Annotated in this window: 22 protein-coding genes and 1 rRNA gene; 10 read left to right on the forward strand and 13 right to left on the reverse strand. The window is 66.4% G+C overall.

The genetic code is table 11. The features are described from left to right. Window positions 1-77: 77 nt before the first annotated feature. Both rsgA and bcp read left to right on the forward strand, forming a co-directional pair. The gene (rsgA, locus tag CJ028_RS13970) at window positions 78-1,139 is read left to right on the forward strand and encodes a ribosome small subunit-dependent GTPase A (RefSeq protein WP_240607292.1); all 1,062 of its coding nucleotides are present in this window, start codon (window positions 78-80) and stop codon (window positions 1,137-1,139) included. A gap of 169 nt (window positions 1,140-1,308) precedes the next feature. Beyond that, a complete protein-coding gene (gene bcp, locus CJ028_RS13975) occupies window positions 1,309-1,788 on the forward strand; it encodes a thioredoxin-dependent thiol peroxidase (RefSeq protein ID WP_105035830.1) in 480 nt (159 codons plus the stop codon). Between the two features lie 72 nt (window positions 1,789-1,860). On the opposite strand, the gene CJ028_RS13980 is transcribed toward bcp, so the two are convergent. Next, the gene (locus CJ028_RS13980; protein WP_240607280.1) at window positions 1,861-2,316 is read right to left on the reverse strand and encodes a hypothetical protein; all 456 of its coding nucleotides are present in this window, start codon (window positions 2,314-2,316) and stop codon (window positions 1,861-1,863) included. Between the two features lie 192 nt (window positions 2,317-2,508). Here CJ028_RS13980 and CJ028_RS13985 point away from each other — a divergent pair, with 192 nt between their 5' ends. Next, complete coding sequence (locus CJ028_RS13985; RefSeq protein WP_035837005.1) at window positions 2,509-2,757, forward strand: WhiB family transcriptional regulator; 249 nt, start codon at window positions 2,509-2,511, stop codon at window positions 2,755-2,757. Window positions 2,758-2,969: 212 nt separating this feature from the next. On the opposite strand, the gene CJ028_RS13990 is transcribed toward CJ028_RS13985, so the two are convergent. The 4 genes from CJ028_RS13990 to CJ028_RS14005 all read right to left on the reverse strand — a co-directional run bounded on the left by CJ028_RS13990 (window position 2,970) and on the right by CJ028_RS14005 (window position 7,082). Beyond that, window positions 2,970-4,463, reverse strand: coding sequence for a sensor histidine kinase (locus tag CJ028_RS13990; protein WP_105035831.1), 1,494 nt, complete (start codon window positions 4,461-4,463; stop codon window positions 2,970-2,972). Between the two features lie 28 nt (window positions 4,464-4,491). Continuing rightward, entirely contained in the window at window positions 4,492-5,754 is a 1,263-nt protein-coding gene (locus tag CJ028_RS13995; protein ID WP_105035832.1) for a CpaE/TadZ family protein, read from the reverse strand. Further along, complete coding sequence (locus tag CJ028_RS14000; protein WP_105035833.1) at window positions 5,754-6,389, reverse strand: hypothetical protein; 636 nt, start codon at window positions 6,387-6,389, stop codon at window positions 5,754-5,756. The genes CJ028_RS13995 and CJ028_RS14000 overlap by 1 nt, the downstream gene beginning before the upstream one ends. A 93-nt stretch (window positions 6,390-6,482) precedes the next feature. Beyond that, window positions 6,483-7,082: a hypothetical protein gene (locus CJ028_RS14005; RefSeq protein WP_105035834.1), complete on the reverse strand. Its 600-nt coding sequence runs from the start codon at window positions 7,080-7,082 to the stop codon at window positions 6,483-6,485. A gap of 132 nt (window positions 7,083-7,214) precedes the next feature. Here CJ028_RS14005 and CJ028_RS14010 point away from each other — a divergent pair, with 132 nt between their 5' ends. After that, entirely contained in the window at window positions 7,215-7,655 is a 441-nt protein-coding gene (locus CJ028_RS14010; protein WP_105035835.1) for an Rv3235 family protein, read from the forward strand. 87 nt (window positions 7,656-7,742) lie between these two features. Here CJ028_RS14010 and secA read toward each other — a convergent pair whose 3' ends face one another. The 6 genes from secA to mtrA form a co-directional block, all read right to left on the reverse strand. Further along, entirely contained in the window at window positions 7,743-10,550 is a 2,808-nt protein-coding gene (secA, locus tag CJ028_RS14015) for a preprotein translocase subunit SecA (RefSeq protein WP_105035836.1), read from the reverse strand. 135 nt (window positions 10,551-10,685) lie between these two features. Further along, the gene (gene hpf, locus CJ028_RS14020; RefSeq protein WP_105035837.1) at window positions 10,686-11,390 is read right to left on the reverse strand and encodes a ribosome hibernation-promoting factor, HPF/YfiA family; all 705 of its coding nucleotides are present in this window, start codon (window positions 11,388-11,390) and stop codon (window positions 10,686-10,688) included. Between the two features lie 143 nt (window positions 11,391-11,533). After that, window positions 11,534-12,283, reverse strand: a complete 750-nt coding sequence (locus CJ028_RS21215) for a ComF family protein (RefSeq protein ID WP_161498989.1) — start codon at window positions 12,281-12,283, stop codon at window positions 11,534-11,536. 90 nt (window positions 12,284-12,373) lie between these two features. Further along, window positions 12,374-14,071, reverse strand: a complete 1,698-nt coding sequence (locus CJ028_RS14035) for an LpqB family beta-propeller domain-containing protein (RefSeq protein WP_161498990.1) — start codon at window positions 14,069-14,071, stop codon at window positions 12,374-12,376. After that, the gene (gene mtrB / locus CJ028_RS14040) at window positions 14,064-15,704 is read right to left on the reverse strand and encodes an MtrAB system histidine kinase MtrB (protein WP_240607282.1); all 1,641 of its coding nucleotides are present in this window, start codon (window positions 15,702-15,704) and stop codon (window positions 14,064-14,066) included. The genes CJ028_RS14035 and mtrB overlap by 8 nt, the downstream gene beginning before the upstream one ends. A 57-nt stretch (window positions 15,705-15,761) precedes the next feature. Beyond that, window positions 15,762-16,442 carry an MtrAB system response regulator MtrA gene (gene mtrA, locus CJ028_RS14045; RefSeq protein WP_105035841.1) on the reverse strand — a complete coding sequence of 227 codons (681 nt, stop codon included), beginning with the start codon at window positions 16,440-16,442 and terminating at the stop codon, window positions 15,762-15,764. Between the two features lie 156 nt (window positions 16,443-16,598). Here mtrA and CJ028_RS14050 point away from each other — a divergent pair, with 156 nt between their 5' ends. From CJ028_RS14050 to CJ028_RS14070, 5 genes are read left to right on the forward strand one after another with little or no spacing between them, the layout of a single operon-like run. Beyond that, complete coding sequence (locus CJ028_RS14050; RefSeq protein ID WP_105035842.1) at window positions 16,599-17,780, forward strand: glycerophosphoryl diester phosphodiesterase membrane domain-containing protein; 1,182 nt, start codon at window positions 16,599-16,601, stop codon at window positions 17,778-17,780. Next, entirely contained in the window at window positions 17,777-18,484 is a 708-nt protein-coding gene (locus CJ028_RS14055) for a DUF4129 domain-containing protein (protein WP_105035843.1), read from the forward strand. The genes CJ028_RS14050 and CJ028_RS14055 overlap by 4 nt, the downstream gene beginning before the upstream one ends. After that, window positions 18,481-19,776 carry a DUF4350 domain-containing protein gene (locus CJ028_RS14060; protein ID WP_205684052.1) on the forward strand — a complete coding sequence of 432 codons (1,296 nt, stop codon included), beginning with the start codon at window positions 18,481-18,483 and terminating at the stop codon, window positions 19,774-19,776. Before CJ028_RS14055 ends, CJ028_RS14060 begins: the two co-directional genes overlap by 4 nt. Continuing rightward, window positions 19,773-20,768 (forward strand): AAA family ATPase, encoded by a 996-nt coding sequence (locus CJ028_RS14065; RefSeq protein WP_105035844.1) that lies wholly within the window; start codon window positions 19,773-19,775, stop codon window positions 20,766-20,768. Before CJ028_RS14060 ends, CJ028_RS14065 begins: the two co-directional genes overlap by 4 nt. 2 nt (window positions 20,769-20,770) lie before the next feature. Next, window positions 20,771-22,078: a DUF58 domain-containing protein gene (locus CJ028_RS14070; RefSeq protein ID WP_105035845.1), complete on the forward strand. Its 1,308-nt coding sequence runs from the start codon at window positions 20,771-20,773 to the stop codon at window positions 22,076-22,078. Window positions 22,079-22,119: 41 nt separating this feature from the next. Here the strand turns inward: CJ028_RS14070 and CJ028_RS14075 are convergent, their stop codons facing one another. Continuing rightward, complete coding sequence (locus tag CJ028_RS14075) at window positions 22,120-23,115, reverse strand: stage II sporulation protein M (protein ID WP_105035846.1); 996 nt, start codon at window positions 23,113-23,115, stop codon at window positions 22,120-22,122. Window positions 23,116-23,132: 17 nt separating this feature from the next. Here CJ028_RS14075 and CJ028_RS14080 point away from each other — a divergent pair, with 17 nt between their 5' ends. Then, window positions 23,133-23,987, forward strand: a complete 855-nt coding sequence (locus CJ028_RS14080) for an RDD family protein (RefSeq protein ID WP_105035847.1) — start codon at window positions 23,133-23,135, stop codon at window positions 23,985-23,987. A gap of 133 nt (window positions 23,988-24,120) precedes the next feature. On the opposite strand, the gene rrf is transcribed toward CJ028_RS14080, so the two are convergent. Beyond that, a 5S ribosomal RNA gene (gene rrf / locus CJ028_RS14085) occupies window positions 24,121-24,218 on the reverse strand; the annotation flags it as partial.

The following is a 24,218-nucleotide window of genomic DNA, read 5'->3' on the forward strand; positions in this document are numbered from 1 at the left end:
CCGTGGCGCCGACCGCTGGCGACCCCACCTGGGATAACGATCGTGACGGGTCCGACGATTTGGCCGGTCCCGACGATTTGGCCGGCGATCCCGGCGATACCTGGTGGGCCTCCGCCGACGACGACGAACCCGAGTTCGACGAGTCGAGCGTGCGCGTGCGACCCGGCCGTAAGGGCTCTAAACCGCGCTCCAAGACCCGGCCGAGCCATCAGGACGCCCTGACCGGACGCATCCTCTCTGTGGATCGCGGACGCTACACCGTCATGCTCGACGAGAACCTGCCCACCGAGCGACGCATCACGACCGCCAGGGCCAGTGAGCTGCGCAAGAAGGCCGTCGTCAACGGCGACCGGGTCGACATCGTCGGTGACACCACCGGAGCCGAGGGCAGCCTGGCCCGCATCGTGCGCATCGTGCCGCGGGATACCCTGCTCCGGCGCAGCGCCGACGACACCGACGCCGTCGAGCGCGTGATCGTGGCCAACGCCGACCAGATGCTGATCGTGGTCGCTGCGGCAAACCCGGAGCCGCGCATCCGCTTGGTAGATCGCTATTTGGTCGCCGCCTACGATGCTGGCGTCAAGCCCATTCTGTGCATCACCAAGACCGACCTGGCCGACCCAGCAGCTTTTCTGGCGAATTTTGCCGGCCTCGACCTGCCGGTGTTCCAAAGCGGCGAGGGAGGCATGCCGATCGAGGAGATCTCGGCGGCGCTGGTCGGCCACGACACCGTTTTCGTCGGGCACTCTGGCGTTGGCAAGTCCACCCTGGTGAACGCGCTCGTCCCCGGCACCAACCGGGCCATCGGCGTCGTCAACACCGTCACCGGCCGTGGCCGCCACACCTCGTCGTCGACCGTGTCGCTGCGCCTTCAAACGGATGCCGGCCGCGGCTGGGTCATCGACACCCCCGGCGTGCGGTCCTTCGGCCTCGGCCATATCAACACCGACAACATCCTCAAGGCGTTCACCGACCTGGCCACGATCGCCGAGCGCTGCCCGCGCGGCTGCACGCATCTGCCGGGCTCGCCGGACTGCGCCATCATCGAGGCCGTTGAAGCGGGCGAGCTTGGCGACACCGGCCAGGTGCGCCTGGACTCCCTGCAGCGTTTGCTCGCCACCTTCGCCCCCGCCCGCTGAGGTTCGGTCGCGCGCCCGCGCACCACAACCCAACCCGGCGGATGCTCCTTACCGCAACTCCCGAGCCTCGCCACAACCCCCGCGTATTGGCGTAGAACCCGCGCGCCAGCCGGCCCGAAGCGCGGGGACTGTCGACATACCTGCAATGAACGCTCGATACGATGGACGCATGACGGAATCAGCACGCCTAGCAGTTGGCGACACGGCCCCCCAGTTCACCCTGACCGACCAGGATGGGGTATCCGTTTCCCTGGCGGACTTCGCTGGCAGCAAGGTCGTCGTCTACTTCTACCCGGCCGCGATGACCCCAGGGTGCACCACCCAGGCCTGCGACTTTCGCGATAACCTCGGGTCGCTGAAATCGGCCGGCTACCAGGTGCTGGGTCTGTCGAAGGACGCTCCGGCCAAGCTCAAAAAGTTTCAGGAGCTCGACGCGGTGAACTTTCCGCTGCTGAGCGACACCGACCTTGCGGTGCACCAGGCCTACGGCGCCTGGGGCGAGAAGAACCTGTACGGCAAGCTCGTGACCGGCGTGCTGCGGTCCACCTTCGTGCTCGATGAGGCCGGAATCATCACCCATGCCCTCTACAACGTGAAGGCCACCGGCCACGTCGCGAGCCTGCGTAAGAAGCTCGGCATCGACGCCTGAGTTCGGCCTGATCTGGTCTTCACGGCCGGCACTGTGCCAGCTGCGGTCAACGCTGGCTCGGCGCTGGCTCCGTCAGTCGGCCTCGGGCTCGGGCTCGGGTTCGTGGCTGGTGGCGGCGACCACGCGCGGGTTGAAGACCAGCACGAGCACGACGATCGACGGAGTGAGCAGCGCCCAGCCGACGTCGGGACGAGCGTAGATGCCCTGGAAACAGCCGATGGCGATCATCACCTGCACGAGTTGCCAAGTGACGGCGGCGCCGCGAATCCACGGACGGCGGCGGAGAGCCCCGACAGTGATCGCGCTGACCCACACGGCAGCGACCACGGTGAGGGCTAGCAGGGCGAGCGAGGTTCCGACGGAGTTTGGGGTGGCGACGAGTAGTTCGAGCACCCACCAGGCGCTGAAGGCCCACAGGGCGAGCGCTTCCACGGCGAGTAGCGCGATCAGCACCCCCAACAGGGGGGTACGGCGAAGCGCCCGGAGGTCGATCCGGGCTGGACGCCGTGCGCCAGAGCCGCTGTTCACAGCGAAAAGCCATACAACACTATTGATTCGATACCTCTATTATGGGACGATATATGAGGCCCGGTTGACGCTCACAGGGACGTGAGCTGTTTCAACGCGGTTATCGCGCAGATCCCACTTTCCTGCAACCGGCCATCACCCCTGCAACTCTGGCCAATCGGCCGTGCACCCATGTAATAAAGGAGCATCCCTATGGACTGGCGCGATAAAGCTGCCTGCCTCACCGCTGACCCGGAACTTTTCTTTCCGGTCGGCAACACTGGACCCGCTGTGGACCAGATCGAGAAGGCAAAGTCGGTGTGCGCCCGATGCAACGTCACCGAGGTGTGCCTCCAGTACGCACTCGAGACCGGCCAGGACTCGGGAGTCTGGGGAGGTCTGAGCGAAGACGAGCGCCGTGCGCTCAAGCGTCGCGCCGCGCGCGCCCGCCGCGCCTCCTAGCGAGCCAGCACAACTACAGAACGCGAGCCTACGGCCATCCGGTACTCCCGGAAGCCGCAGGCTCGCTTTTTTGTGCGTACGCGGTCCGGCACTCACAGCCCTCAGGTCTCGTGGCGGGCGTCCGCTCGCCGGGCCCACCTTATGGTCGTGGGCCCAGTTTATAAACTGGGCCCACGGACGGGGCCCGGGCCCCGTTCGGATAGAACGAGGGGCTAGCCTTTCTGCATGAAGCGCAGGGGGATCTCGATCGTGACCTCGGTGCCGCTGCCCATCATGGTGTGCCAGTCGATGGTGCCGCCCAGTTCGCCCTGAATGAGGGTTCGTACGATCTGCGTGCCGAGACCGGACCCCACCTTGCCCTCCGGCAGGCCGGCACCGGTGTCGCGCACCATGACAGTGAGGGTCTCGTCGCTGCGCTGCGCCTCGATCGAGACCTCGCCCTCACGCCCGGCGAGGCCATGCTCGACCGCGTTGGTAACGAGTTCCGTGAGCACGAGCGCGAGCGGCGTCGCGTAGGCGCTCGGCAGCGTTCCGAAGCTGCCGAAAGACTTCGGATGCACCGTCGTATTGTGAGCGGATGCCACCTCCACCGTCAACAGCAACACCCGCTCAAAGACGGCGTCAAAGTCGACGATCTGGCTCAGCCCCTCCGACAGGGTGTCGTGCACGACCGCGATGGCTGCGACCCGCCGCATCGCCTGGGTCAGCGCCTCGCGCGCCCGGTCAGACTGGGTTCGCCTGGCCTGGATGCGCAGCAGCGAGGCCACGGTCTGCAGGTTGTTCTTCACCCGGTGGTGAATCTCGCGGATAGTGGCATCCTTGGTGATCAGCTCACGTTCCTGGTGCCGCAGCTCGGTGACGTCACGCGACAAAATGATCGCCCCGACTCGTTCGCCCCGGTTGCGAATGGGAATGGCCCGCAGCGACACCGTGACGCCGCGCGCTTCGATGTCGGTGCGCCACGGTGCCCGCCCGGTGACCACCAGAGGCAGCGACTCGTCCACGACGGCGGTGCCGGTGAGCAAGCTCGTGGTGACCTCGGCGAGCGACTCTCCCTCGAGTTCCTCCGCGAAACCCATGCGGTTGAACGCGGAGAGCGCGTTAGGGCTGGCAAAGGTGGTCAGTCCGTCGACATCGAGCCGAAGCAGCCCGTCGGAGGCGCGCGGCGCGCCGCGGCGCGGACCGGTTGGAGCTCCGAGGTCGGGAAAATCGCCGGACGCGATCATGGCGAACAGATCGTTGGCGCAATCGTTAAAGGTCAGCTCTTGGCGTCCCGGCGTGCGAGCCTCGCTCAGGTTGCTATGGCAGGTCAGCACCGCCACCGGGGCATCCGTTACCGCGGCGCCGGTCGTGCTCAGGCGGCGCAGCACCGGGATAGCTCGCACCCGGGTCGGCGTCTCCTCGTACCAGTCGGGAGCGGTGGCGTCGACGATCCTCGCGGTTTCGAAGGCCTCGGTAACCTGATTGCGCCATTCGACCTTGATCTGCTGCCCGACGAAGTCGCGGTAGAACAGCGTGGCGGCGCTTGAAGGACGCGCGTGCGCGACCGCGACGAAGCTGCCGGCCTGCGCCGGAACCCACACGACGATATCCGCGAAGGCAAGGTCGGCGAGCAGCTGGCCGTCCGCGACCAGCATGTGCAGCCAGTCCACATCTTCCGCGCTGTTGCGGCCCTGGGCAAGTACGAGATCACTGAGCGTCGACACTCTCCATAGCCTAGATGTAACTCGGACCTCACGTGGCCGGGGCCGCCTTTCGTCCGCGCCACCGGGCGCGCCGCGGTATCCGCTTGGATTCCGTAGCTGCAACCACGATCAGTTCCTCCAGCACAAAACGACGGATGCTCACGCGCGCCGCAGACTTCGGGCTGGCGTCCCGCAGGGTGCGCCCGGTCAACACCGCTGCATCCAGGCTGCCCTGGTCGTGCGGCACCACGATCGATGATTCGATACCGCCGAAACGCAACAGCATTGCCGCGACCTGCCCGCGTGGATTCAGCCCGACCGCGCTCGCCCGCACCTGGTTCATCACGACGCTGACCGTGCTGCTGCCGATCACCTCGGTGAGGTCGCTCCAGGCGCGGAGAAACCGGGCCATCCCGACCGGGTCGGCCAGCCCGCAGGCGACGACGTGGTCTGCCACGCGCAGGGCAGTGACGGTGGCCGCGTTGCGCCGGGGCGCCAACAGGTCGCTGGTCAGTTCTTCATCGCTTTCCAGACTGAACCCGGTGTCCAGCACGACGTAGTCCACCCAGTGGCGCAAAGCGTCGATGGTGCGGGTGACCCGTTCGGTCGAGAGTTCCGGCCAGCGCGACGGCCGGCCGAGGCCGGTGAGCACCCAGAAGGCACCCTTGGGCGAGTTGTAGCGTTGGGCGATACGTTCGAGCTCCGATTGGTTCAGGCTGTCGCTGCCGGCCAGTCGGCAGGCGGCGGCGAACCCCGGGGCTTCGTCGAGCATGCCCAGGCTCGGAGCGATCGAGGCACTGTAGGTATCGACGTCGGCCAAGACGACAGTGTGGCCGGCCGCTGCGATTTCCGCCGCAATGTTGATGGCGAGCGTGGTGCGCCCCGGGGCGCCGCTCGGGCCCCACACCGCGATCACCGAGCCGGTGTTGAGTGCGCCGCCGGTGAAGTGTCGTTCCCCCACCCGCAACGGGACGACAACCCCTGACACGAGCAAATCTTCGATCTCCGACCAGTCGCAGGGAATCGCGACCGTTTCGTAGAGGCCGAGCGTGCCGGCGTGGCGCCGCTCCTGTTCCGTCTTCGTCAGGGCGACGACCCGAATGCCGCGCTCGTCGCACGCGGCGATCAGTTGGCCGGTCAGGGATTCGCGGCGACCGCTGACCACCACGACGTGGGGTTGCCCATGCGACAGTGTCTCTAGGAACTCCCGGGCGGTATCCACGCGTGTGAGCACGCTGTGGCCACAATCGATGATGTCGGCCAGCATGCGCTGCTCGGTCGCCCGGTCCAGCACGAGCGCGAGCCGGGCCATCAGGGCACCACCGGGGTGTTCACGGGCACGATCGCGAGGGCGTCACCGTTCATGATGGACTCGAGCACCGCGCCCACGTTGGCTTTCGGCACGAGTATCTCGACGGATTGCCCACTGGAGGCGGCAATGATACCGGTCGGTTCGACGATTCGCACGACGACGGCCTGCCCCACGAGAATCGTTGGTGGCGCGTATTCGCTCGGACCGGTCGCCCGCGCCGACCAGATGTCGACGACCGAACCGGCCGCGATCGAGGCTGCCAGTCGGCCCGGAACGTCGACGACGACACTGGTCACGTCACTCCCCGACGATTCCCCGACCGCTGACCGGGCCACCAGCTCGCCGGTCAGAATCGTCTGCGTGACGAGCAGTCCACCCTTCAGCCCGGAGGACGGCACCAGGTACAGGTCGGCCGTTCCGCCGAGCTGTACGCGGGTTTCAATGAGGTCGGCCGAGCGGAGCTGGTCACCGACGGTCAGTGTGTGCCGTGCGGTGTAGACCGCCGTGGTGCGGTCAGTGCCGGCGACAATCGCGCCGACTCCCGATATCGAGGCAGCGACCAGCACCAGACCGATGACGAATCGGGGGTCGACCCAGAATCGGCGGTGCGTGCGTGTGGGACGGGGTGTTTTCATCCGTTACCTCGCTTGTCTGAATCGATTCTGATGATGTGGCCTCTATCGTGGCCGATTGTGCATATTCGTAAAAAAAAATAAGGATATCCACATCTATCCGAGCCGGATGACGTGAATCTGCCAGAACGGCACGAGTCGGTAGTGCAGAACTTCCGGCGCGCGGCGCAGCGTTCCGAGCGGATGCACCGCCAGATCGAGGTGGTCACGCGCCACCCGGTCGATGGTGCCGGCCAGGACACCACCACGGGTGTCGAGTTCCACGAAGCGCCGCCGCCGGCACAGGTCTCGCAGCACGAAAGGAAAGCCGACGCGTTCGATGAGCTTGCCGGTGGATTCGGACTCGACCGCGAGCGAGGCCAGGCTCTGCTCATCGCTGAGCACCACCCCGGCGATGGCCGAGAGCGGGATCACGCACTGAACGCGCCCATTGGCGGGGCCAGGCACGTCCGCTGCGAGCCAGTCACGGCCCAGCGTCGTCGGTCGAACCACGATGGTCTCACCGGAGACCAGCACGATGCGCAGTTGCACCGTGCCACCGGGGCCGGCCGATCGCACCACGTTGCTCAACCGAGTGCGCAGGGAGAGCTTTTCCAACCGCGTACGTTCTTCCTGCAGGCGCAGGTCAGTGGCCTCGGAGTGCAGCTCGCGTTCGAGTTGCCCTTCGAGGTCGTCAAACAGATCATCCCAGCGCACACGTTGAAAGTAGCCGACGCCGAGCGTTCTCGCTTGGGTTGTGCACAGGCTCTTTAAGCGCTCGACAGAGCAGCGATCAAGCTGCTTAGGTTTTGCGCCACACGAGTTGCACGTTCGATATCAGGAGGAACAATGACGTCACCTGGCTCCGGGACTGCCCGTCTGCAGGCCAACCCGTTGGAGCCCCACCCCGACCAGCGCGGAGTCAGCCCGAAGCGGATCGAAATTGCGCGCGGGCCCGACACAGAACAATTACTGCGCGCCCTCGCACTGCGGGCCATCGAGGTCATCGCCGGAGCCAGAGACCTCGAGCAGCTGGCGCGTTGGGTCACCGACGACGTCTATGCCCATCTGCGCGTTCGGGTAACGATCGCCTCTCGTGCCAGGGCCATCACGGGAATTGTCGCCCAACGGCCGAGACTGTGGATCGACCACGTCAAGACCTGGCCGACCGAAACCGGCGGTTTCAACGCGGTGATCCTGGTGTACGACAAACGAAGAGCGCACGTCGTCTCCGTGCAGTTGGAGGGCTTGGATCAGCGCTGGAGGGCTACCGTACTCGTCGTCTTGTGATGCCCGGCAGTCCCACCAGCAGACGGATGCCCCACCCCATCAACGCGCGTCCATGGATGGGAACGCGTTGATGTGGTGGGGTTAGGGCTAGCTGTTTTTCTTGCCCTGCGAGCGGCGCTCGGCCCGGTTCACCGGGGCGGCACCCTCGGTCTTCTGCCCAAACGCTCCGCGCTGGGGCGGACCGGCCGCTTCGGCCGGCTCGTCATCGCTCGCCGCGACCGTGGCCGAGCGCCTGGCCCGGTCAGTGGCTGCCTGCTGAATCTGGCCGCGCTGGTTGCGCACCTCGACTCCCCCTGAGTCGCTCGGTGCGGTGTAGCTGAGCTTCTCTTCCACGGAATCCGTCGGCGCGAGCCCCTTGGCCGCAACGACCGGTCCGGCGACGGCACCAGCGCCAGCAGTCACCTCAACGTCGAGGTTGAACAGGAAGCCGACGGTTTCCTCGCGAATCTGACCCATCATCTGCTGGAACATGGCGAAACCCTCACGCTGGTATTCGACCAGCGGGTCGCGCTGGGCCATCGCACGCAGCCCGATGCCGTCTTTCAGGTAGTCCATCTCGTAGAGGTGGTCGCGCCAGCGACGGTCGATCACCGAGAGCACGACACGGCGCTCCAGTTCACGCATAGCCGGGGCTCCGAGGGTTTCTTCCCGGCGGGAATAGGCCAGCTTGGCGTCGGAGAGAATCTCCCGGCGCATGAAGTCACGGTTAATCCTGCCCTTGTCGCCAGCCTCTGAGACGACCTCATCGATGGTCAGTCCCACCGGGTACAGCGTCTTGAGCTCTGTCCACATGGCGTCGAAGTCCCAGTCGTCGCCGTTGCCGTCGCCGGCGTGCACATCGAGCACCTCGTCGATGACGTTGGTGAGGAAGGTCTGGGTGCGTTCGTGCAGGTCGTCACCCTCGAGAATGTGGCGACGGTCACCGTAGATGGCCTCGCGCTGACGGTTGAGGACGTCATCGTATTTCAGCACGTTCTTGCGAATCTCGGCGTTGCGACCCTCGACCTGGGACTGGGCGCTGCGGATGGCACGGCTGACCACCTTTGATTCGATCGCCATGTCGTCCGGCACGCCCTGACGACCCATGAGGGCCTCGGCGGCACCGGCGTTGAACAGGCGCATGAGGTCGTCGGTGAGCGACAGGTAAAAGCGGCTCTCGCCCGGGTCGCCCTGACGTCCGCTGCGTCCGCGCAGCTGGTTGTCGATGCGACGTGATTCGTGTCGTTCGGTGCCGAGCACGTAGAGACCGCCAGCGGCGATCACCTTCTCGGCTTCTTCGGTGACGTTGTCCTTGACCGCGGTAAAGACGTCGTCCCAGGCCAGTTCGTACTCGTCGGGGGTTTCGACCGGGCTAAGGCCCTTGGCGTTCATTTCGGCGACGGCGAGGAATTCGGCGTTGCCGCCGAGCATCACGTCGGTACCACGACCGGCCATGTTGGTGGCGACGGTCACCGAGCCGAGTCGACCGGCCTGCGCGACGATCGCAGCTTCACGGGCGTGGTTCTTGGCGTTGAGCACCTCGTGGCGCACGCCCTTCTTGGCGAGCAGGCGCGACAGATACTCACTCTTCTCAACGCTGGTCGTGCCGACCAGAACCGGCTGTCCGGCTTCGTGGCGCAGGGCGATGTCTTCAACGACCTGACGAAACTTGGACTCTTCGTTCTTGTAGATCAGATCGGACTGGTCGATGCGCTTCATCGGCTTGTTGGTGGGAATGGCCACCACGCCGAGCTTGTAGGTGCTCATGAACTCGGCGGCTTCGGTCTCGGCCGTTCCGGTCATGCCGGAGATCTTCGAGTACAGGCGGAAGTAGTTCTGCAGGGTGACGGTGGCCAGGGTCTGGTTCTCGGCCTTGACGGCGACACCCTCCTTGGCCTCGATCGCCTGGTGGATACCCTCGTTGTAGCGGCGTCCCATGAGGATACGGCCGGTGTGCTCGTCGACGATGAGCACCTCGCCGTTCATGACGACGTAGTCCTTGTCCTTCTTGAATAATGCATTCGCCTTGATGGCGTTGTTCAAGAAGGAGATCAGCGGCGTGTTGGCCGATTCGTAGAGGTTGTCGATGCCGAGGTAGTCCTCGACCTTTTCGATGCCGGGTTCGAGCACACCGATGGTGCGCTTCTTCTCGTCGACCTCAAAGTCTTCGTCGGCAATGAGACGCTTGGCCAGGCTGGCAAACTCGTTGAACCAGCGGTTCGCTTCACCGGATGCCGGCCCGGAGATGATCAGCGGCGTACGGGCCTCATCGATGAGAATGGAGTCGACCTCGTCGACAATGGCGAAGTAGTGCCCGCGCTGCACCATGTCGCTGGCCTGCCAGGCCATGTTGTCGCGCAGGTAGTCGAAACCGAACTCGTTGTTCGTGCCGTAGGTGATGTCGGCGGCATACATTTCGCGACGCTGCGCCGGAGTCTGACCGGAGAGGATGCATCCGGTCGTCATGCCGAGGGCGCGGAACACGCGCCCCATGAGCTCACTCTGGTAGCTGGCGAGGTAGTCGTTGACCGTGATGACGTGCACGCCGCGGCTGCTGATCGCGTTGAGGTACGCGGCGGTGGTGGCGACGAGGGTCTTGCCCTCACCGGTCTTCATCTCGGCGATATTGCCGAGGTGCAGGGCTGCTCCGCCCATAAGCTGCACGTCGAAGTGACGCAGGCCGAGGGTGCGTGTGCTGGCCTCGCGCACGGCGGCGAAGGCCTCCGGCAGCAGGTCATCGAGCGACTCGCCGTTGGAATACCGTTCACGCAGGGTGACGGTTTCGTTCTTCAGCTCGTCGTCGGTGAGCTCATGGAAGTCTTCTTCCAGCGCGTTGATGGCTTTCGCATAGTTTTCCAGGCGGCGCAGAACGCGGCCTTCACCAACACGAAGAACCTTTTCAAGAATTGACGCCACGAATGTACTCCACTAGTCAAACGGTGCAGGCATGCACTGGGGCAGCCCAATCGGGCTTCCAGCACACGCCTGCACCTCTCGTCTGGCAGATGCCAGAGCACCGACCTGGTCGGCGGCTAAGGCAATGCTAGTTGGTCAGTTGGCACGCCCGCTGGCAACGGGCACAGCCTCCTGCAGCTCCGCGCTCGAACCGTCGAGTTCGATGACTCCGTAGTCCCAGCCCTTGCGACGGTAGACCACGCTCGGACGCTTGGTCTCGATGTCCTGGAACAGGTAGAAGTCGTGGCCGACGAGCTCCATGAAATAGAGGGCATCGTCGACGGACATGGGAGCAGCCGCGAATACTTTGCGACGGATGACGACGGGGCAGTATTCCTCCTCGGCCGAGGCTTCTGGGGCATCCGCTTGCACGATCGGGATCGCGCCGGTGCGCACCCGCTCGAGCGTTTCCGGGTTGGCCGGGGTGATGTCGATAACGCTGAATCCCACAGCGGATGCCTCGTGCAGCGAGGTGGGACGGTGGGCGCCGCCGCGGTGCACCTTCTTGCGGTCCTTGGCGCGCCGAACGCGTTCGAGCAGACGACCCAGCGCCACGTCGAAGGCGGCGTACTTGTCGGATCCGTCCGCTTCGGCTCGCACCAGCGGACCCTTGCCAATCAGGGTGAGTTCGACCCGGTCGTTGCCGACAGCAGCACCGTTCTTCTCGTGGTGGCGGCTGACCTTTATCTCGAGCGCGAGGGCCTTGTCGGCGAGGAGGGCAATTTTCTCGGCCTTCTCCGTCGCGTAATCCCGGAAGCGATCAGTGATCCCAAGGTTGCGTCCGACGATGTTAGTTTCCATGACGACCTCCAGTTTGGCGGACCGCCCGACAACTGGGCGATCATTGCGCGCCTTTGACTCCACCGTAGCCGGGACAGTCAGATAAGTCACAGTATTTGTCGATGAGTTTGCTAATCGGGTGCTTTGAATTGCACGGGGTGGCATTACCGGTGCAGCAGACGCCGTGTTTCCGCCAGTGTGGCCAGACCAACGACGATACCGCCCGCAGCGAACACGGCGCGGCGAGCCTCGAGCAGGGTCGCGCCCGTCGTCACAATGTCGTCGACCAGGATCACCGGCACCCCGTCGAGCGAATGCCGCGCGACAAGGCTGTTGCTCTTGTTCGCGGCCCGCGCCGCCCGCCCCAGGCCCACCTGGTCGAGAGCCTCGGTGCGCTGCATGAGCGCCGGGGACGGGTGCAGGCCGGCCCGGTGCAGCAGGGCATCGACCGGGTGGTAGCCGCGAACGCGCCAGGCCAAGCGGGACGACGGGATGGTGACGAGCTGAATGTCACTCGAGCGCACGGTCGGATTCGGCACAGTCGGGTTCGGCACGGTCGGGTTCGGCACGGTCGGGTTCGGCACGGTCGGGTTCGGCACGGTCGGGTTCGGCACGGCGGCGAGCGCGGCCAGGATGGCCGCCCGCAGCGGCGCGGCGAGCGCGGCGGCGGCATCCGTTCGCCCGCCGTCTTTGTAGGCGGCGATCACGTGGCGGGCTGGGCCCTCGTAGGTCAGCGCGGTCCAGATGACGACGTCGTCGCGGGCGACCGCGTGCACGCCGGGCGCCAGTGCCAGCCGGCAGCTGGCGCACAGAGCGCGGTCGACGGCACCGCAGCCGCTGCACTCGGTCGGCAGCAGGGTGGCCCAGGCGTCGCGGCCGGCGGCGGCCAGGAGATCGCGCAGCTCTCGGCTCATGGCCTCAGTGTGTCGCGGAACACGGCGACGCGCTGGGCAAGTTCGCCAGCGGTGCATAACCGGGCCTGGACGCCCACTGGGGAGGAGACGCTAGCCGCCGAGGCCTTGCTGGGTGGCGAGAAGGGTCACTTTATCAATACGGGCCTGCCAGCCCGCTCCGCGTTGCACCTCGAGGCTGCCGGTGTCGGTGAGGGCTCGAAGGTCGCGCACCGAGTTGCTGCCGACAATGAAGCGACTGCTCACCGGGGATTCCAGAACGGTACTGACGCCGCCGATCTGTTGCTGGGCGATGCGGGCCTCGCCGCTGGGCAGCAGGCTGAGCGATGCGACGGTCAATTCGTTGATCCAGGTGGCGTCGAGGCCGACCCCGCCGCCCGAGGCCAGCAGCACGGGCGCGCCGATACCGGTCGGCACTGCGCCGGTGCGGATGATGGAGGCGACGACGAATCGCGTCTCGGAACCGGTGCCGAGCAGCGCGATCAGCCGAGCGCCGTCTCTGGACAGTTTCAGCGACGAGATCGACGTGGCCTCCGGCCACGGAGTCGGCAGCACGGTCGCCTCCCCCGACGGGCTGTACACGACCAGCGCGCTCGGATCGTTGGCCGGCACCGACCAGACGAAGCGGTCATTGTCGATCGACGGAGCGAGCAGCCCCGCACGCGTATCGAGCAGTTGGGGGCCGTCGCCGGCCCGCACGAGGTAGACGCCGTCGTTGGCGAGGACGGCAGCCGATCCCTGCCCCGAAGCGAGCGTCACCGCGGTCGGGGCCAGCTGGGCGATGGTGTCAGACAATCCGTCGAGCGGAGTGACACTCTGCCCGGTCGCGGCGAGAAAACCGAACTCATCACCGCGCAGCACGAGCGCCCTGGCATCCACGCGCGGATCCACGAGCGGAGCGCCGGACTCCAGATCGTTGATGGCCTGGGAGTTCTGGTCGATGGTGATTTCGACGGTCAGGCCCGTCGGCAGGCTCGCCGCCAGCTGGGCCTTCATGCGCTGCAGGGCCTGCCGATCGGCAATGAGAGCTTCGCTGTTCAGGTCGACCATGGCCTGGCGCCCGACGACCTGCACGGCATCGGCGGTGAGCTTGGAGCCTTGCGGAAACGCCGTGGCCACGGCACCGGTCAGCCAGGCGCTCGGTCCGTTCAGGACGGCGTTGACCAGTTTTGTCGGAGCGGACGCCCCGCGCGGAAACCAGCGCAGGTCCGGCACCAGAAACCGAAAACCCGGGTCGTAGAAGTAGACCGGCTGGGCGCTGAACACATCATTGAAGGTGTTCTCATCGATCACGGTGCCGTTCGGGGCCGCGCTGATGCGCCACTGGCCGCCGATCTGCGCAAATTCGTAGCGCAACGGTACCGGGCTCGCGTCAACTTCGCGGTATTCCCCGGACTGGTCCACTTCGGCGATCGGCGTGACAGCTACGAGGGTGGTGGCGTCGTCAATGACGGTCAGGGTGCGCCCTGAACCGTTGTCCACCGTGACGCCCGCCGTGGGATCCCAACTGGATTGAAACGCCGGGGTCAGAAACTGGCGGGCGATGTCGTAGTTGTTCTCCGGGCTGGAGGAGGCGTCGATGAAGCCGCGCAGAATGGACTCCGTCGAGGCATCCTTTTGCGGCAGCGCCGGCAGAAAGACCGGCGCCGGGTTATCGTCGGGCGCAATGTCATTGCCGGCGTGCACCACGCCGTCGCGCGGTATGCCGGTGCAGCCGCCGAGTCCGACGGCGAGACTGACCGCCACAAACAGCGCCAGAACGACACGCCACGGTGAACTGCGACTACTCATCGTGGCCTCCGCCGATTCCGGGCACATGCCCGATTTCGCCGAGCGCGGCCGTGGCGTCATCGGGCGGCAACGGGATCGGCGACGATTCGAGAATAGCGCCGGCCGTACGCGGAAGAGTCAGCCGAAAACACGACCCCTCACCGGGGCTCGACCAGACCTGCAGCCAGCCGTTGTGCACGCTCGCGTCTTCGCGCGAGATGGCGAGCCCCAGCCCGGTCCCGCCGATCGTGCGCTGGCGTGACGGATCAGCACGCCAAAACCGGTCGAACACGTGCGCAACCTCGGCCTGGCTCATGCCCAGCCCGTAGTCACGTACGGCAAGCGCCACCGCGTTCGCGTCGCTGTCGACGGACACTATGACGGGTCTGCCCTCACCGTGCTCGATGGCATTGCCGATGAGGTTGTGCAGCACCCGACGGATGCGCCGCGGATCGACGTCGGCGTTCAGGTATCCGCCCGGCGCGACCAGTCGCAGGTCGCTGCCCTTGGTCTCGGCGAGGGAGCGCAGGCTGTCGATGGCGTCCTCGGCGAGGTAGACCAGGTTGGTCGGTTCGCTCTCCAGCTCTACCGACCCGGCGTCGTAGCGGCTGATTTCGAGCAGGTCGCTCAGCAGCAGCTCAAACCGCTCAACCTGGGTGTGCAGCAGCTCGGCCGTGCGGCCGGTTGCCGGCGGAAAGGTCGCCCGCTGGTCGTACAGCACATCGCCGGCCAAACGGATGGTCGTGAGAGGCGTTCGCAATTCGTGCGAGACATCCGAAACAAATCGTTGCTGCACCTCGGACAGTTCCGCGAGCTCACGAATCTGGCTCTGCAAGCTGTCGGCCATGCCATTGAACGACCGGGCGAGCGTGGCGATGACGTCTTCACCCTTCTCGGGGATGCGCACTTCCAGGTCTCCGGAGGCGAGCTTCTGGCTCGTCTCGGCGGCCACGCGCAGCGGCGTGACGACGAAGCGCACGACAATCCACGATACGGCCCCGATCAGCAACACGAGGGCGACACCGGCCACCCCCAGGGTCTGCTGCACAAACAGCAGCGTCGCTTCGGCATCCTGCAGACTGTACGCAATGTACAGCTCGTACCGGCCGGCCACCGGAACCGTGATCTGCGACCCCACCACGATGCCGGGAATGGTCGTGGCATCCTCACCGGTCAGGGCGACGGACTGCCAGAACTGATCACCGTCGTTGGCCTGCACCTCGGTGCGCAGGTCGGCGCCGATCACACCGGTGGATCGCCCGAACGTCGACGAGTCGAGCGGCGCGACGGTCGACGGATCCTGCCCAGGCACCCGCAGCACGGCGACCAGCCGGCTCGACGACGCTGCGGAGATCGAGGTGCGGGCCGAACTGAGCAGGTTCTGTACCTGCACCCGGTCGGTGGCATCGGAAGAATCGAAGAGGCTCTGCGCGGCGCTGGTGGCACGGTCCGATTCGAACAGTACCTGGCTGAGCCGCGACTGAAACAAATCGTTGCCGATGCTGACCGACATGTACATGCCCACCACCAGAATCGCCAGCCCGGACAGCGCGACCGAAATCGTCACCGTACGAAATTGCAGGGAGGAACGCCACGACGCGCGCACCAGCCTCGGCCAGTTGCGCGGCCTGCTCGAATAGGTCAGCTGCGGCACGGTTCGAAAAACCGTTTCTGCGGGTATCGCCGGGCGCACATGGGAGGTCGTGGTTCTCTAGCTGACCGTGCCGGCTCGATAGCCGACGCCACGCACCGTCATGACGATCTTGGGATTATCGGGATCATGCTCGACCTTGGCGCGCAGCCGCTGCACGTGCACGTTCACGAGGCGGGTGTCGGCCTTGTAGTGATAGCCCCAGACCTGCTCCAGCAACATTTCGCGGGTGAAAACCTGCTGGGGTTTGGACGCCAGGGCCAGCAGCAGGTCGAATTCGAGCGGAGTCAGGTTGATCGCGGCCGTTCCCCGGGTAACTTCGTGGCCGACCGCGTTCACCACGAGGTCACCGATGTGCAGGGCGATGGCGCCGTCGACGGCGGGCGGACGCAGACGGGTGCGAATACGGGCGACGAGTTCCTTGGGGTTGAAAGGCTTCACCATGTAGTCGTCGGCACCGGACTCGAGCCCCTTGACCACGTCTGTGGTGTCGGACCGCGCGGTGAGCATGATGATCGGGACTCCCGATTCTGCGCGAATCAGCCGGCACACTTCGATGCCGTCGAGGCCGGGCAGCATGAGGTCAAGCAGCACCAAGTCGGGCTTCTCGGTGCGAAACGTCTCGAGAGCGAGTGATCCGTCGGCGCAGAAACCCGGATTGAAGCCTTCGCCGTGCAAAACGATGCCGATCATCTCGGACAGGGCGGTATCGTCATCGATAACCAAAATGCGTGCAGTCATGGGTCTCTTTCCAGAACGTCAGTCACGTGTGTTCTGATGTCGTTCGCTCAGCAGATTGCCCGATGAGTAGGGCAAAGTCTGGCATAAGAGTAGCCGAGCGCGCTGACAGAGCGCCTGCGAGCGTTTTTCTTGATCGACCTGTGCCAGCATTGAATGGTGACAGACCCCTGGCAAGCCCCCGACACCCCCGTTCCGCCGCGCTATGGGGAGTTCGCAGCGCCCGTCTCGCCCGATCAGGGCGCGCCGTACCAGAACGGACCGTACCCGGGCGGTCCTTATCCGGGCGGTGCCGCCGGGCAGGGTTGGGCACCGCCGCCCAAGCCGGGGCTGATTCCGCTGCGCCCGATCGGATTCGGTACGCTGCTCGGCGCGTCGTTCCAGGTCTTGCGCCGCAATCCGAAGGCAACCTTCGGCAGCGGTCTGATCGTGCAGGCCGTGATCATGCTCGTCACCGTGGTCGTTGTCGGGCTCGTCACGTTCTGGGCCTTTGACCGCATCGACAGCGCCCCGCTCGACCAGAAGGATGCCGTCACCGCCGGCTCGTTCCTGGCCGGCGCGCTATCCGGCATCATTCCGATCGCTCTGTCGCTCATCGCTTCGGCTCTGTTGCAGGCCGTCATCGTGGTCGAAGTGGCCCGCGCGACCCTCGGCGAGAAACTACGGCTCGGCGCACTGTGGCGCAAAGCGGCAACCCGCCTCTGGCCGCTGGTGCTGTGGACCGTGCTGCTGGCCGTTGCACTGTTCATCGGGGTGGCCGTGGTCATTGGCATCGTCGTGCTGCTGATCAGCGTCGGCGGGACCGCCGGATTCGTGGCTGGCGTTCTGGTCGGCATCTTCGGCGGCCTACTGCTCGCTGCCGTGAGCGCGTTCCTTTACACCAAAACCAGTGTCGTCCCGAGCCTGATCGTGCTGGAGAAGCTGAGCGTGCGGGCATCCGTTGTTCGATCGTGGTCACTCACGCGCGGCTACTTCTGGCGTACCCTCGGCGTGCTGCTGCTGATCGGCCTGATCGTGCAGGTGATCACCCAGATCATCAGCATGCCCGTGTCACTGCTGATGGGAATCGGCGCTTCGCTGATCGACCCGAACGGGGCGCTCACCGAGCAGACGACGTACATCATCACCGCCCTCAGCCTGATCGTCGCTATTCCGGTGGCCGCGGTGGCTGCCGTTGTGCAATCGGCGGCCATAGCGCTGATCTATCTCGACCTGCGCATGCGCAAGGAGGGGCTCGACCTCGAACTGGCCCGTTACGTGGAATCAGCGGCGCAGGGCGGCGACGTTCCCGACCCGTATCTGGTACCGGCCGCTCCCGGCACGGGGTATCCGGCGGCATGATTGCTCTGGGCCCGGCGCAGCTCGGATCACTGGTTGACCGCATCACGCTCGGCGTGCCGGGTGATGTACCGGTCGTTCCCGACACGCCAGAGGCCAGACAGTGGCTGCGCGAGGAACTCGCCAAAGCCCCGTACGCTGCGGCCAGGCCCACCTGGTTCGACCGGGCATCTCAGGCCTTTCTCGACTGGCTCCAGTCCCTGACCATCAGCGGCGACGGCAATCTGAAAGACTGGCTGCCGATTGTCGCGGTCGTGCTGGTGCTCGCGGCGCTCGTGGCCGGTTGGCTGCTGTTCGGCGCTCCCCGACTGGCCAGGCGACGCCGGGCCGCCCTCGACCTGTTCGGCACGATCGACCAGCGCAGCAGTACCGAGATGCGCGCGGCCGCCGAGGCAGCGGCGAGCGCGGGCGACTGGAGCCTGGCCTGCGAGGAGATCTTTCGCGCGCTGGCCCGCGGACTGGCCGAACGCACGGTGCTCTCTGTCACTCCTGGCACGACCGCGCACGATTTCGCTGCCCGGGCTCAGCAGGCATTTCCAGCGAGCGGCCCGGCTCTGGCCCTCGCCGCCGATACCTTCGACCGGGTGCGCTACCTCGAACAGGCCGGCACCGAGACCGACTATCGCACTCTAGCCGCGCTCGAGGTCGAGTTGCGCTCTGCGATGCCCATCATGCTAGCCCCGCTGGCCGAAGCTGGTCGGTCATGAGCGCGACGCTGACTTCTCCCACGAATGCCGCTACGCCAGGCGCCGGCGCTGCGGGCGAGACGACCGTGGCCACACCGACGCTGCGCGCACTGCTGCACCGATCCTCCTTCTGGATGATCGCCGCGGCCTGCATCCTGGCCATCGCGATCATCGCCGTGCTCGTGTCCGGCGGCAGCCAGGCTGCCGGCCGGGCACTGGCCGGGGACAACGCGGCTCCGGCCGGCGCGATGGCGCTCGTCGAAGTGCTTGGCCAGCAGGGCGTCACCGTGACTCTCGCCGGCTCACTGGCCGAAGTGCGAAGCGCGGTCGGCGCGGATTCCACCGTGCTGCTCTATGACGAGAACAGCTATCTGGACCAGTCACAGCTGCGCGAACTGGGCGGCCTCGCCGTGCGCACCGTGGTCGTGGCACCGGACTTTCTGGCCCTGCAGGCCCTCGCCCCCACCGTGGGCTTCGGCGGTGTTTCCGATGCGGAAACGTTGACGGCCGATTGCTCGGTGCCGGCCGCCAACCAGGCCGGGGAGCTGGTGCCCGGTGGGGATACCCTGTCAATTCCGGAGGGCGGGGATTCGCTGGTCACCGGCTGCTTCGCCAGCGGCTCCGAGACCTTCTCTCTGGTGCAGGTGGCGAACGAGACAACCGGCGGCCTCGTCTCCCTCGTGCCAGACCCACGCGTGTTCAACAACGAGAACGTCACCGGCTACGGCAATGCGGCGCTCGCCCTCGGGCTGCTCGGGCCGAGTGACGCGCTCATCTGGTACCTGCCGACCCTGGCCGACCTGCCGCGCACCGGGCCGCCCTCGCTGGCCGAGCTGACGCCCGGCTGGGTCACTCCGGTGCTCGTGCTGCTCGCGCTCGTCGCCGTTGCCGCTGCAATCTGGCGCGGCCGGCGGTTTGGGCCGCTCGTGGCCGAGAATCTGCCGGTCACGGTGAAGGCGAGCGAGACCATGGAGGGTCGAGCCCGACTCTATGCGCGCGGCAACGCCCGCCTGCGGGCGCTCGACGCCCTGCGCGTGGGTGCCGTGCAACGACTCGCCCGGATCGTTGGTCTCGGCCGCCTCGCCCATCTGGAGGAGGTCATCGGCACGGTGGCGCAGATCACCGGCCGAGAACCCGACCGAGTTCGCCGGGTTCTCGTTGGCGCAATCCCCGTCTCCGATTCGCAGCTGATGGCGCTCTCCGATGCCCTGCAGGCCCTCGAAACGGCGACCGGCCAGGCCGTGCGGGCCGGGGCACCGGAATCCGCTTCCCCTGAATTCTCCACCCTTCCAGCCGAAAGAATGGACCCATGACGACTCCCGCCACCCCCACCGAAACTTCTGTAACAACGGATGCCGCCGCGCTGCGGGCAGCGCTGGCCCGGGTGCGCGCCGAGGTCGGCAAGGCCGTCGTCGGGCAGGACGGCGCTATCACCGGACTGATCATCGCGCTGCTCGCGCGCGGCCATGTGCTGCTCGAGGGCGTGCCGGGCGTCGCTAAAACGCTGCTCGTGCGCACCCTCAGCCACGCGCTGAGCCTCGACACCAAGCGCATCCAGTTCACGCCCGACCTGATGCCGGGCGACGTGACCGGGTCGCTCATTTACGATGCCCGGGCCGGGGAATTCGAGTTTCGGCAGGGGCCGGTGTTCACGAACATCTGCCTCGCCGACGAGATCAACCGCACGCCACCGAAGACGCAGTCCGCGCTGCTCGAGGCGATGGAGGAACGCCAGGTCAGCGTCGACGGCGAGTCGCGGGGGCTGCCGGAGCCGTTCATCGTGGCGGCGACCATGAACCCGATTGAATACGAGGGCACCTACACGCTGCCCGAGGCGCAGCTCGACCGATTTCTGCTCAAGCTCGTGCTCGAGGTGCCAGCCCGTACCGATGAGATCGAGGTGCTGCGCCGCCACGCGGCCGGCTTCAACCCGCGCGACCTGGCCGGTGCCGGTGTGAGCGCGGTGCTCGGTGCGGCCGAACTCGCCGCGGCGCAAGCAGCCGTTTCGAGCGTCGGATCGAGCGCTGACGTGCTCGCCTACATCGTCGACCTGGCCCGCGCCACCCGCACAAGCCCCTCGGTCAAGCTCGGCGTCAGCCCCCGCGGCACGACCGCGCTGCTCGCCGCCACCAAGGCGTGGGCCTGGCTGAGCGGCTATGACTCGATCACGCCGGACCATGTGCAGGCGATGGCGTTGCCGGTCTGGCGACACCGGGTGCAGCTGCGCCCCGAAGCCGAACTCGAGGGTGTCTCGGTGGATGCCATTCTGCGCGGCGTGCTGCAGCAGGTTCAGGTTCCGATCTAACGATGACGCTCAGCGGACGGTTCGTTCTTCTTCTCGCCCTCGGCGCCGTGCCCATCGTGCTGTTCGGGCCATCCAGCGGGCAAGCCACCGGCGTGCTGGCTCTCTGGGTGCTGCTGGTGTGCGTACTCGGCGGCATCGATCTCGCCCTGGCCGCGTCGCCGCGCGCCGTGACGGTCGAACGGATGCTGCCCTCCCGCGTTCGCCTCGGCGAATCGGTCACGAGCGAGTTGTACCTGACCAACACCGGGCGTCGGCGCCTGAACGCCGTGGTGCGGGACGCCTGGCAGCCGTCGGCGGGTGCCGGCCAGAATCGCAGCCGTGTCGTGATTCCGCGCGGCGAACGCCGGCTGGTCTCGCTCACGCTCACGCCGTTTCGGCGTGGGGAGCGCCGGGTCGAACAGGTGACGGTGCGTTCGCCGGGGCCGCTGGGTTTGTGGAACCGTCAGGCGACGCTGAACGCGCCGGGGCGCATCCGGGTTCTGCCGCCGTTTCACGCCCGCAAACACCTGCCCTCGCGCATCGCCCGGCTCAAGGAGCTCGACGGACGCACGAGCGTGATGGTGCGTGGGCAGGGCACTGAGTTCGACTCGCTGCGCGAATACGTGCGCGGCGATGACGTGCGCTCGATCGATTGGCGGGCCACGGCCCGGCGTAACGACGTGATGGTGCGCACCTGGCGGCCGGAACGGGATCGCCGCGTGGTCATCTTGCTCGACACCGGCCGCACCTCGGCGGCACGCGTCGACAACGAGCCTCGGCTGGACACCGCGTACGAGGCCGCCCTGCTGCTCGCGGCGCTCACCTCGGTGGCCGGCGACCGGGTGGACTTTCTCGCTTTCGACCGCCGGGTGCGCGGTCGGGTGCAGGGAGCGAGCGGCGCAGCGCTGCTATCCCAGATGGTCGATTCGATGGCCCTGATCGACCCTGAGCTGATCGAAATGGACTGGGCCGCGGTTCCCGGCCAGGTGCGTTCCATCACGAGCCAGCACGCCCTAGTCGTGGTACTCACCTCCATCGACGCTGCGGGAGCCTCGACCGGGCTGCTGTCGGTGCTGCCGCAGCTCACCAAACGGCACACGGTGGTCGTCGCCTCCGTGCTCGACCCGGCCACAGTGCTCGCGGCGGCCACCCGCGGCGGCCGCGACGAGATCTACCGTGCGGCGTCCGCTGAGCGGGCCCTGCTCGACGTGGCGCGCGTGTCGGCCGCCATCCGCCAGCTGGGAGCGGATGTTGTCACCGCCTCCCCCGCGCAGCTCCCGCCGGCTCTGGCCGACCGCTACATCGCGCTGAAGGCCGCCGGTCGGCTCTGACTCAGGCGGCGCTTATCACGCGACGGATCAGGCGGCGCGTATCAGGCGGCGTAGATGCGAGTACTGCCGGCCTCGAACTCGCTCAGGTCCCCGGTTTCCCCAGCCCGGGAGGCACGGCCCCCGAGCACGATCATGTAGGACAGGAACGCCGCCAACGCCACCGCGCCGATGCCGATCTTGATCGGCCACGGCCAGGGCTGCGAGGTGACGAAACCCTCGATGATGCCTGACACTAACAGCACGAACACCAGTCCGATAGCGACGGTGAACAGCGCCCGGCCGTCTTCGGCGAGTGCCTGGCCTCGGGTGCGGGCACCGGGGGCGATCCAGGCCCAGAAGATGAGCAGCCCACCCGCAGCCGCCACGAATATAGCAGTGAGCTCAAGCAGCCCGTGCGGAGCAATGTAAAGAAAGAAAACATCGCCCTTGTCGTAGGCGAACATTATGGCGGCCGTGGTGCCGAGGTTCATGGCGTTCTGCAGAATGATGAACGGCACGTAGACCCCGGTAATGCCGAAGGCGATGCACTGCGCGGCAATCCAGGCGTTGTTGGCCGAGACGAATCCGGTGAAGGAGGCCGCCGGGTTTGCGGAGTAGTACCCCACGAAGTCCTCGTTGGCCAGTTGGGCGAGCTGGGCCTCCGTTCCCAGGTTGGCCAGCACGCGTGGATCGTTGTAGGCCCACACGGCGTACAACCCGGCGACGGCGAAGGTGACCACGGCGACAGCGAGCGTGAGCCAGCGCAGCCGGTAGAGGGCTGCGGGGAGCTGGGCAACGAAAAACCGGGGAAGCTGCGCCAACACATTGACGCTCACGCCGGTGAAGCGCAGCCGGGCGCGGGACAGGCCGACCGACAGCCGGTCGCCCTCCAAAGTCGACCCGGCAGTCGACTTGATCGCGGACAGCTGAGTGGCCCCGGCCTGATACCGCTCGATGAGTTCGTCCGATTGGGCACCGGTCAGACCCCGCCGGGCGCCGAGCTCGGTCAGGCGGTCCCAGTCGGCGCGGTGCGCGGCCGTATATGCGTCGAGATCCATCTGGTTCAATAGTAGACATGAAGGAGACCGCGCGTCCCACCGATCGTCACGCTGAGTTCGACCGCGACGATGAACTCGTCACCGGCGAGGCGGTCGCGCTCGACGTGCGGCCGGCCAGCGTTATTCTGCGCGGCGCCGGGGCGATCATCGACGTGATCGCCTATCTGGCCCAGTACCTGCTCATTCTCCTGGGTTTCTCTCTGAGTTTCGCGGTCTATACCGACGCCGCGCTCACCCAGGCGCTGAACGTTCTTGCCCTCGTCTTCTCCCTGGTGGTCGTGCCGGTTCTGGTCGAAACGCTCACGCACGGCCGATCGCTCGGCAAGCTCGCCATCGGCGCTCGCATCGTACGTAACGACGGCGGTGCAATCTCCCTGCGGCACGCGTTCATTCGCGCCCTGACCGGCGTGCTTGAGATCATCATGACCGCCGGAGGTCTCGCCGCCATAACTGCCCTGCTCAATGGCCGGTCCAAGCGCCTCGGTGACCTGCTGGCCGGCACTTATAGCCAACACGAACGTGTGCAGCGCAACAAAGAAGTCCCGCGCCCGCTGCCCGAGGCGCTGATCCCCTGGTCGCAGACCGTCGACATTGCCCGGCTGCCCGATCGTCTCGCCCGTCGGGTGGCCCAGTACCTGCGCCAGTCCTCCCATCTGACCCCCGTGACCCGCGAACATCTGGCCCAGTCCCTCGCCGTCGAGGTCACCCCGTTCGTCTCCCCGCTGCCCGACGCTCCGGCCGAGTACTTCCTCGTCGGAGTAGCCGCCGTGCGCCGCGAACGCGAGTACACCGCCCTAATCCTCGCGCGCGAGCGCCTCGCCCGCTTAGCCCCGGTCCTCACCGGCCTCCCCCACGGTTTCCCCAACCGCTAGCTGGGGTCGTGAGAACGCGACGGGGCGCGCTGTAGAAGACGAGCATTAACGCAAAGAATGGCCACCCTGAGGTGGCCCGTTAACGCAGGAAAGCCATCCCGTATGGGATGGCTTTCCTGGTGTTTCAAGTTAAGTCCGGCGGTGTCCTACTCTCCCACAGGGTCCCCCCTGCAGTACCATCGGCGCTGAGAGTCTTAGCTTCCGGGTTCGGAATGTGACCGGGCGTTTCCC

This window comes from Cryobacterium aureum (assembly GCF_002954245.1).
Taxonomy (GTDB): Bacteria; Actinomycetota; Actinomycetes; order Actinomycetales; family Microbacteriaceae; genus Cryobacterium; species Cryobacterium aureum.

What these genes read in the sequence shown, in the direction of transcription:
- CJ028_RS13985 (WP_035837005.1), top strand. Translation starts at nt 2,509, where the DNA reads ATGGACTGGCGCGATAAAGCTGCCTGCCTCACCGCTGACCCGGAACTT.
- CJ028_RS14080 (WP_105035847.1), top strand. Translation starts at nt 23,133, where the DNA reads ATGAAGGAGACCGCGCGTCCCACCGATCGTCACGCTGAGTTCGACCGC.
- mtrA (WP_105035841.1), bottom strand. Translation starts at nt 16,442, where the DNA reads ATGACTGCACGCATTTTGGTTATCGATGACGATACCGCCCTGTCCGAG.
- CJ028_RS14060 (WP_205684052.1), top strand. Translation starts at nt 18,481, where the DNA reads ATGAGCGCGACGCTGACTTCTCCCACGAATGCCGCTACGCCAGGCGCC.
- CJ028_RS14035 (WP_161498990.1), bottom strand. Translation starts at nt 14,071, where the DNA reads ATGAGTAGTCGCAGTTCACCGTGGCGTGTCGTTCTGGCGCTGTTTGTG.
- hpf (WP_105035837.1), bottom strand. Translation starts at nt 11,390, where the DNA reads ATGGAAACTAACATCGTCGGACGCAACCTTGGGATCACTGATCGCTTC.
- CJ028_RS14070 (WP_105035845.1), top strand. Translation starts at nt 20,771, where the DNA reads ATGACGCTCAGCGGACGGTTCGTTCTTCTTCTCGCCCTCGGCGCCGTG.
- CJ028_RS14010 (WP_105035835.1), top strand. Translation starts at nt 7,215, where the DNA reads ATGACGTCACCTGGCTCCGGGACTGCCCGTCTGCAGGCCAACCCGTTG.
- bcp (WP_105035830.1), top strand. Translation starts at nt 1,309, where the DNA reads ATGACGGAATCAGCACGCCTAGCAGTTGGCGACACGGCCCCCCAGTTC.
- CJ028_RS14000 (WP_105035833.1), bottom strand. Translation starts at nt 6,389, where the DNA reads ATGAAAACACCCCGTCCCACACGCACGCACCGCCGATTCTGGGTCGAC.
- CJ028_RS14065 (WP_105035844.1), top strand. Translation starts at nt 19,773, where the DNA reads ATGACGACTCCCGCCACCCCCACCGAAACTTCTGTAACAACGGATGCC.
- CJ028_RS14075 (WP_105035846.1), bottom strand. Translation starts at nt 23,115, where the DNA reads ATGGATCTCGACGCATATACGGCCGCGCACCGCGCCGACTGGGACCGC.
- CJ028_RS13995 (WP_105035832.1), bottom strand. Translation starts at nt 5,754, where the DNA reads ATGGCCCGGCTCGCGCTCGTGCTGGACCGGGCGACCGAGCAGCGCATG.
- CJ028_RS21215 (WP_161498989.1), bottom strand. Translation starts at nt 12,283, where the DNA reads ATGAGCCGAGAGCTGCGCGATCTCCTGGCCGCCGCCGGCCGCGACGCC.
- CJ028_RS14055 (WP_105035843.1), top strand. Translation starts at nt 17,777, where the DNA reads ATGATTGCTCTGGGCCCGGCGCAGCTCGGATCACTGGTTGACCGCATC.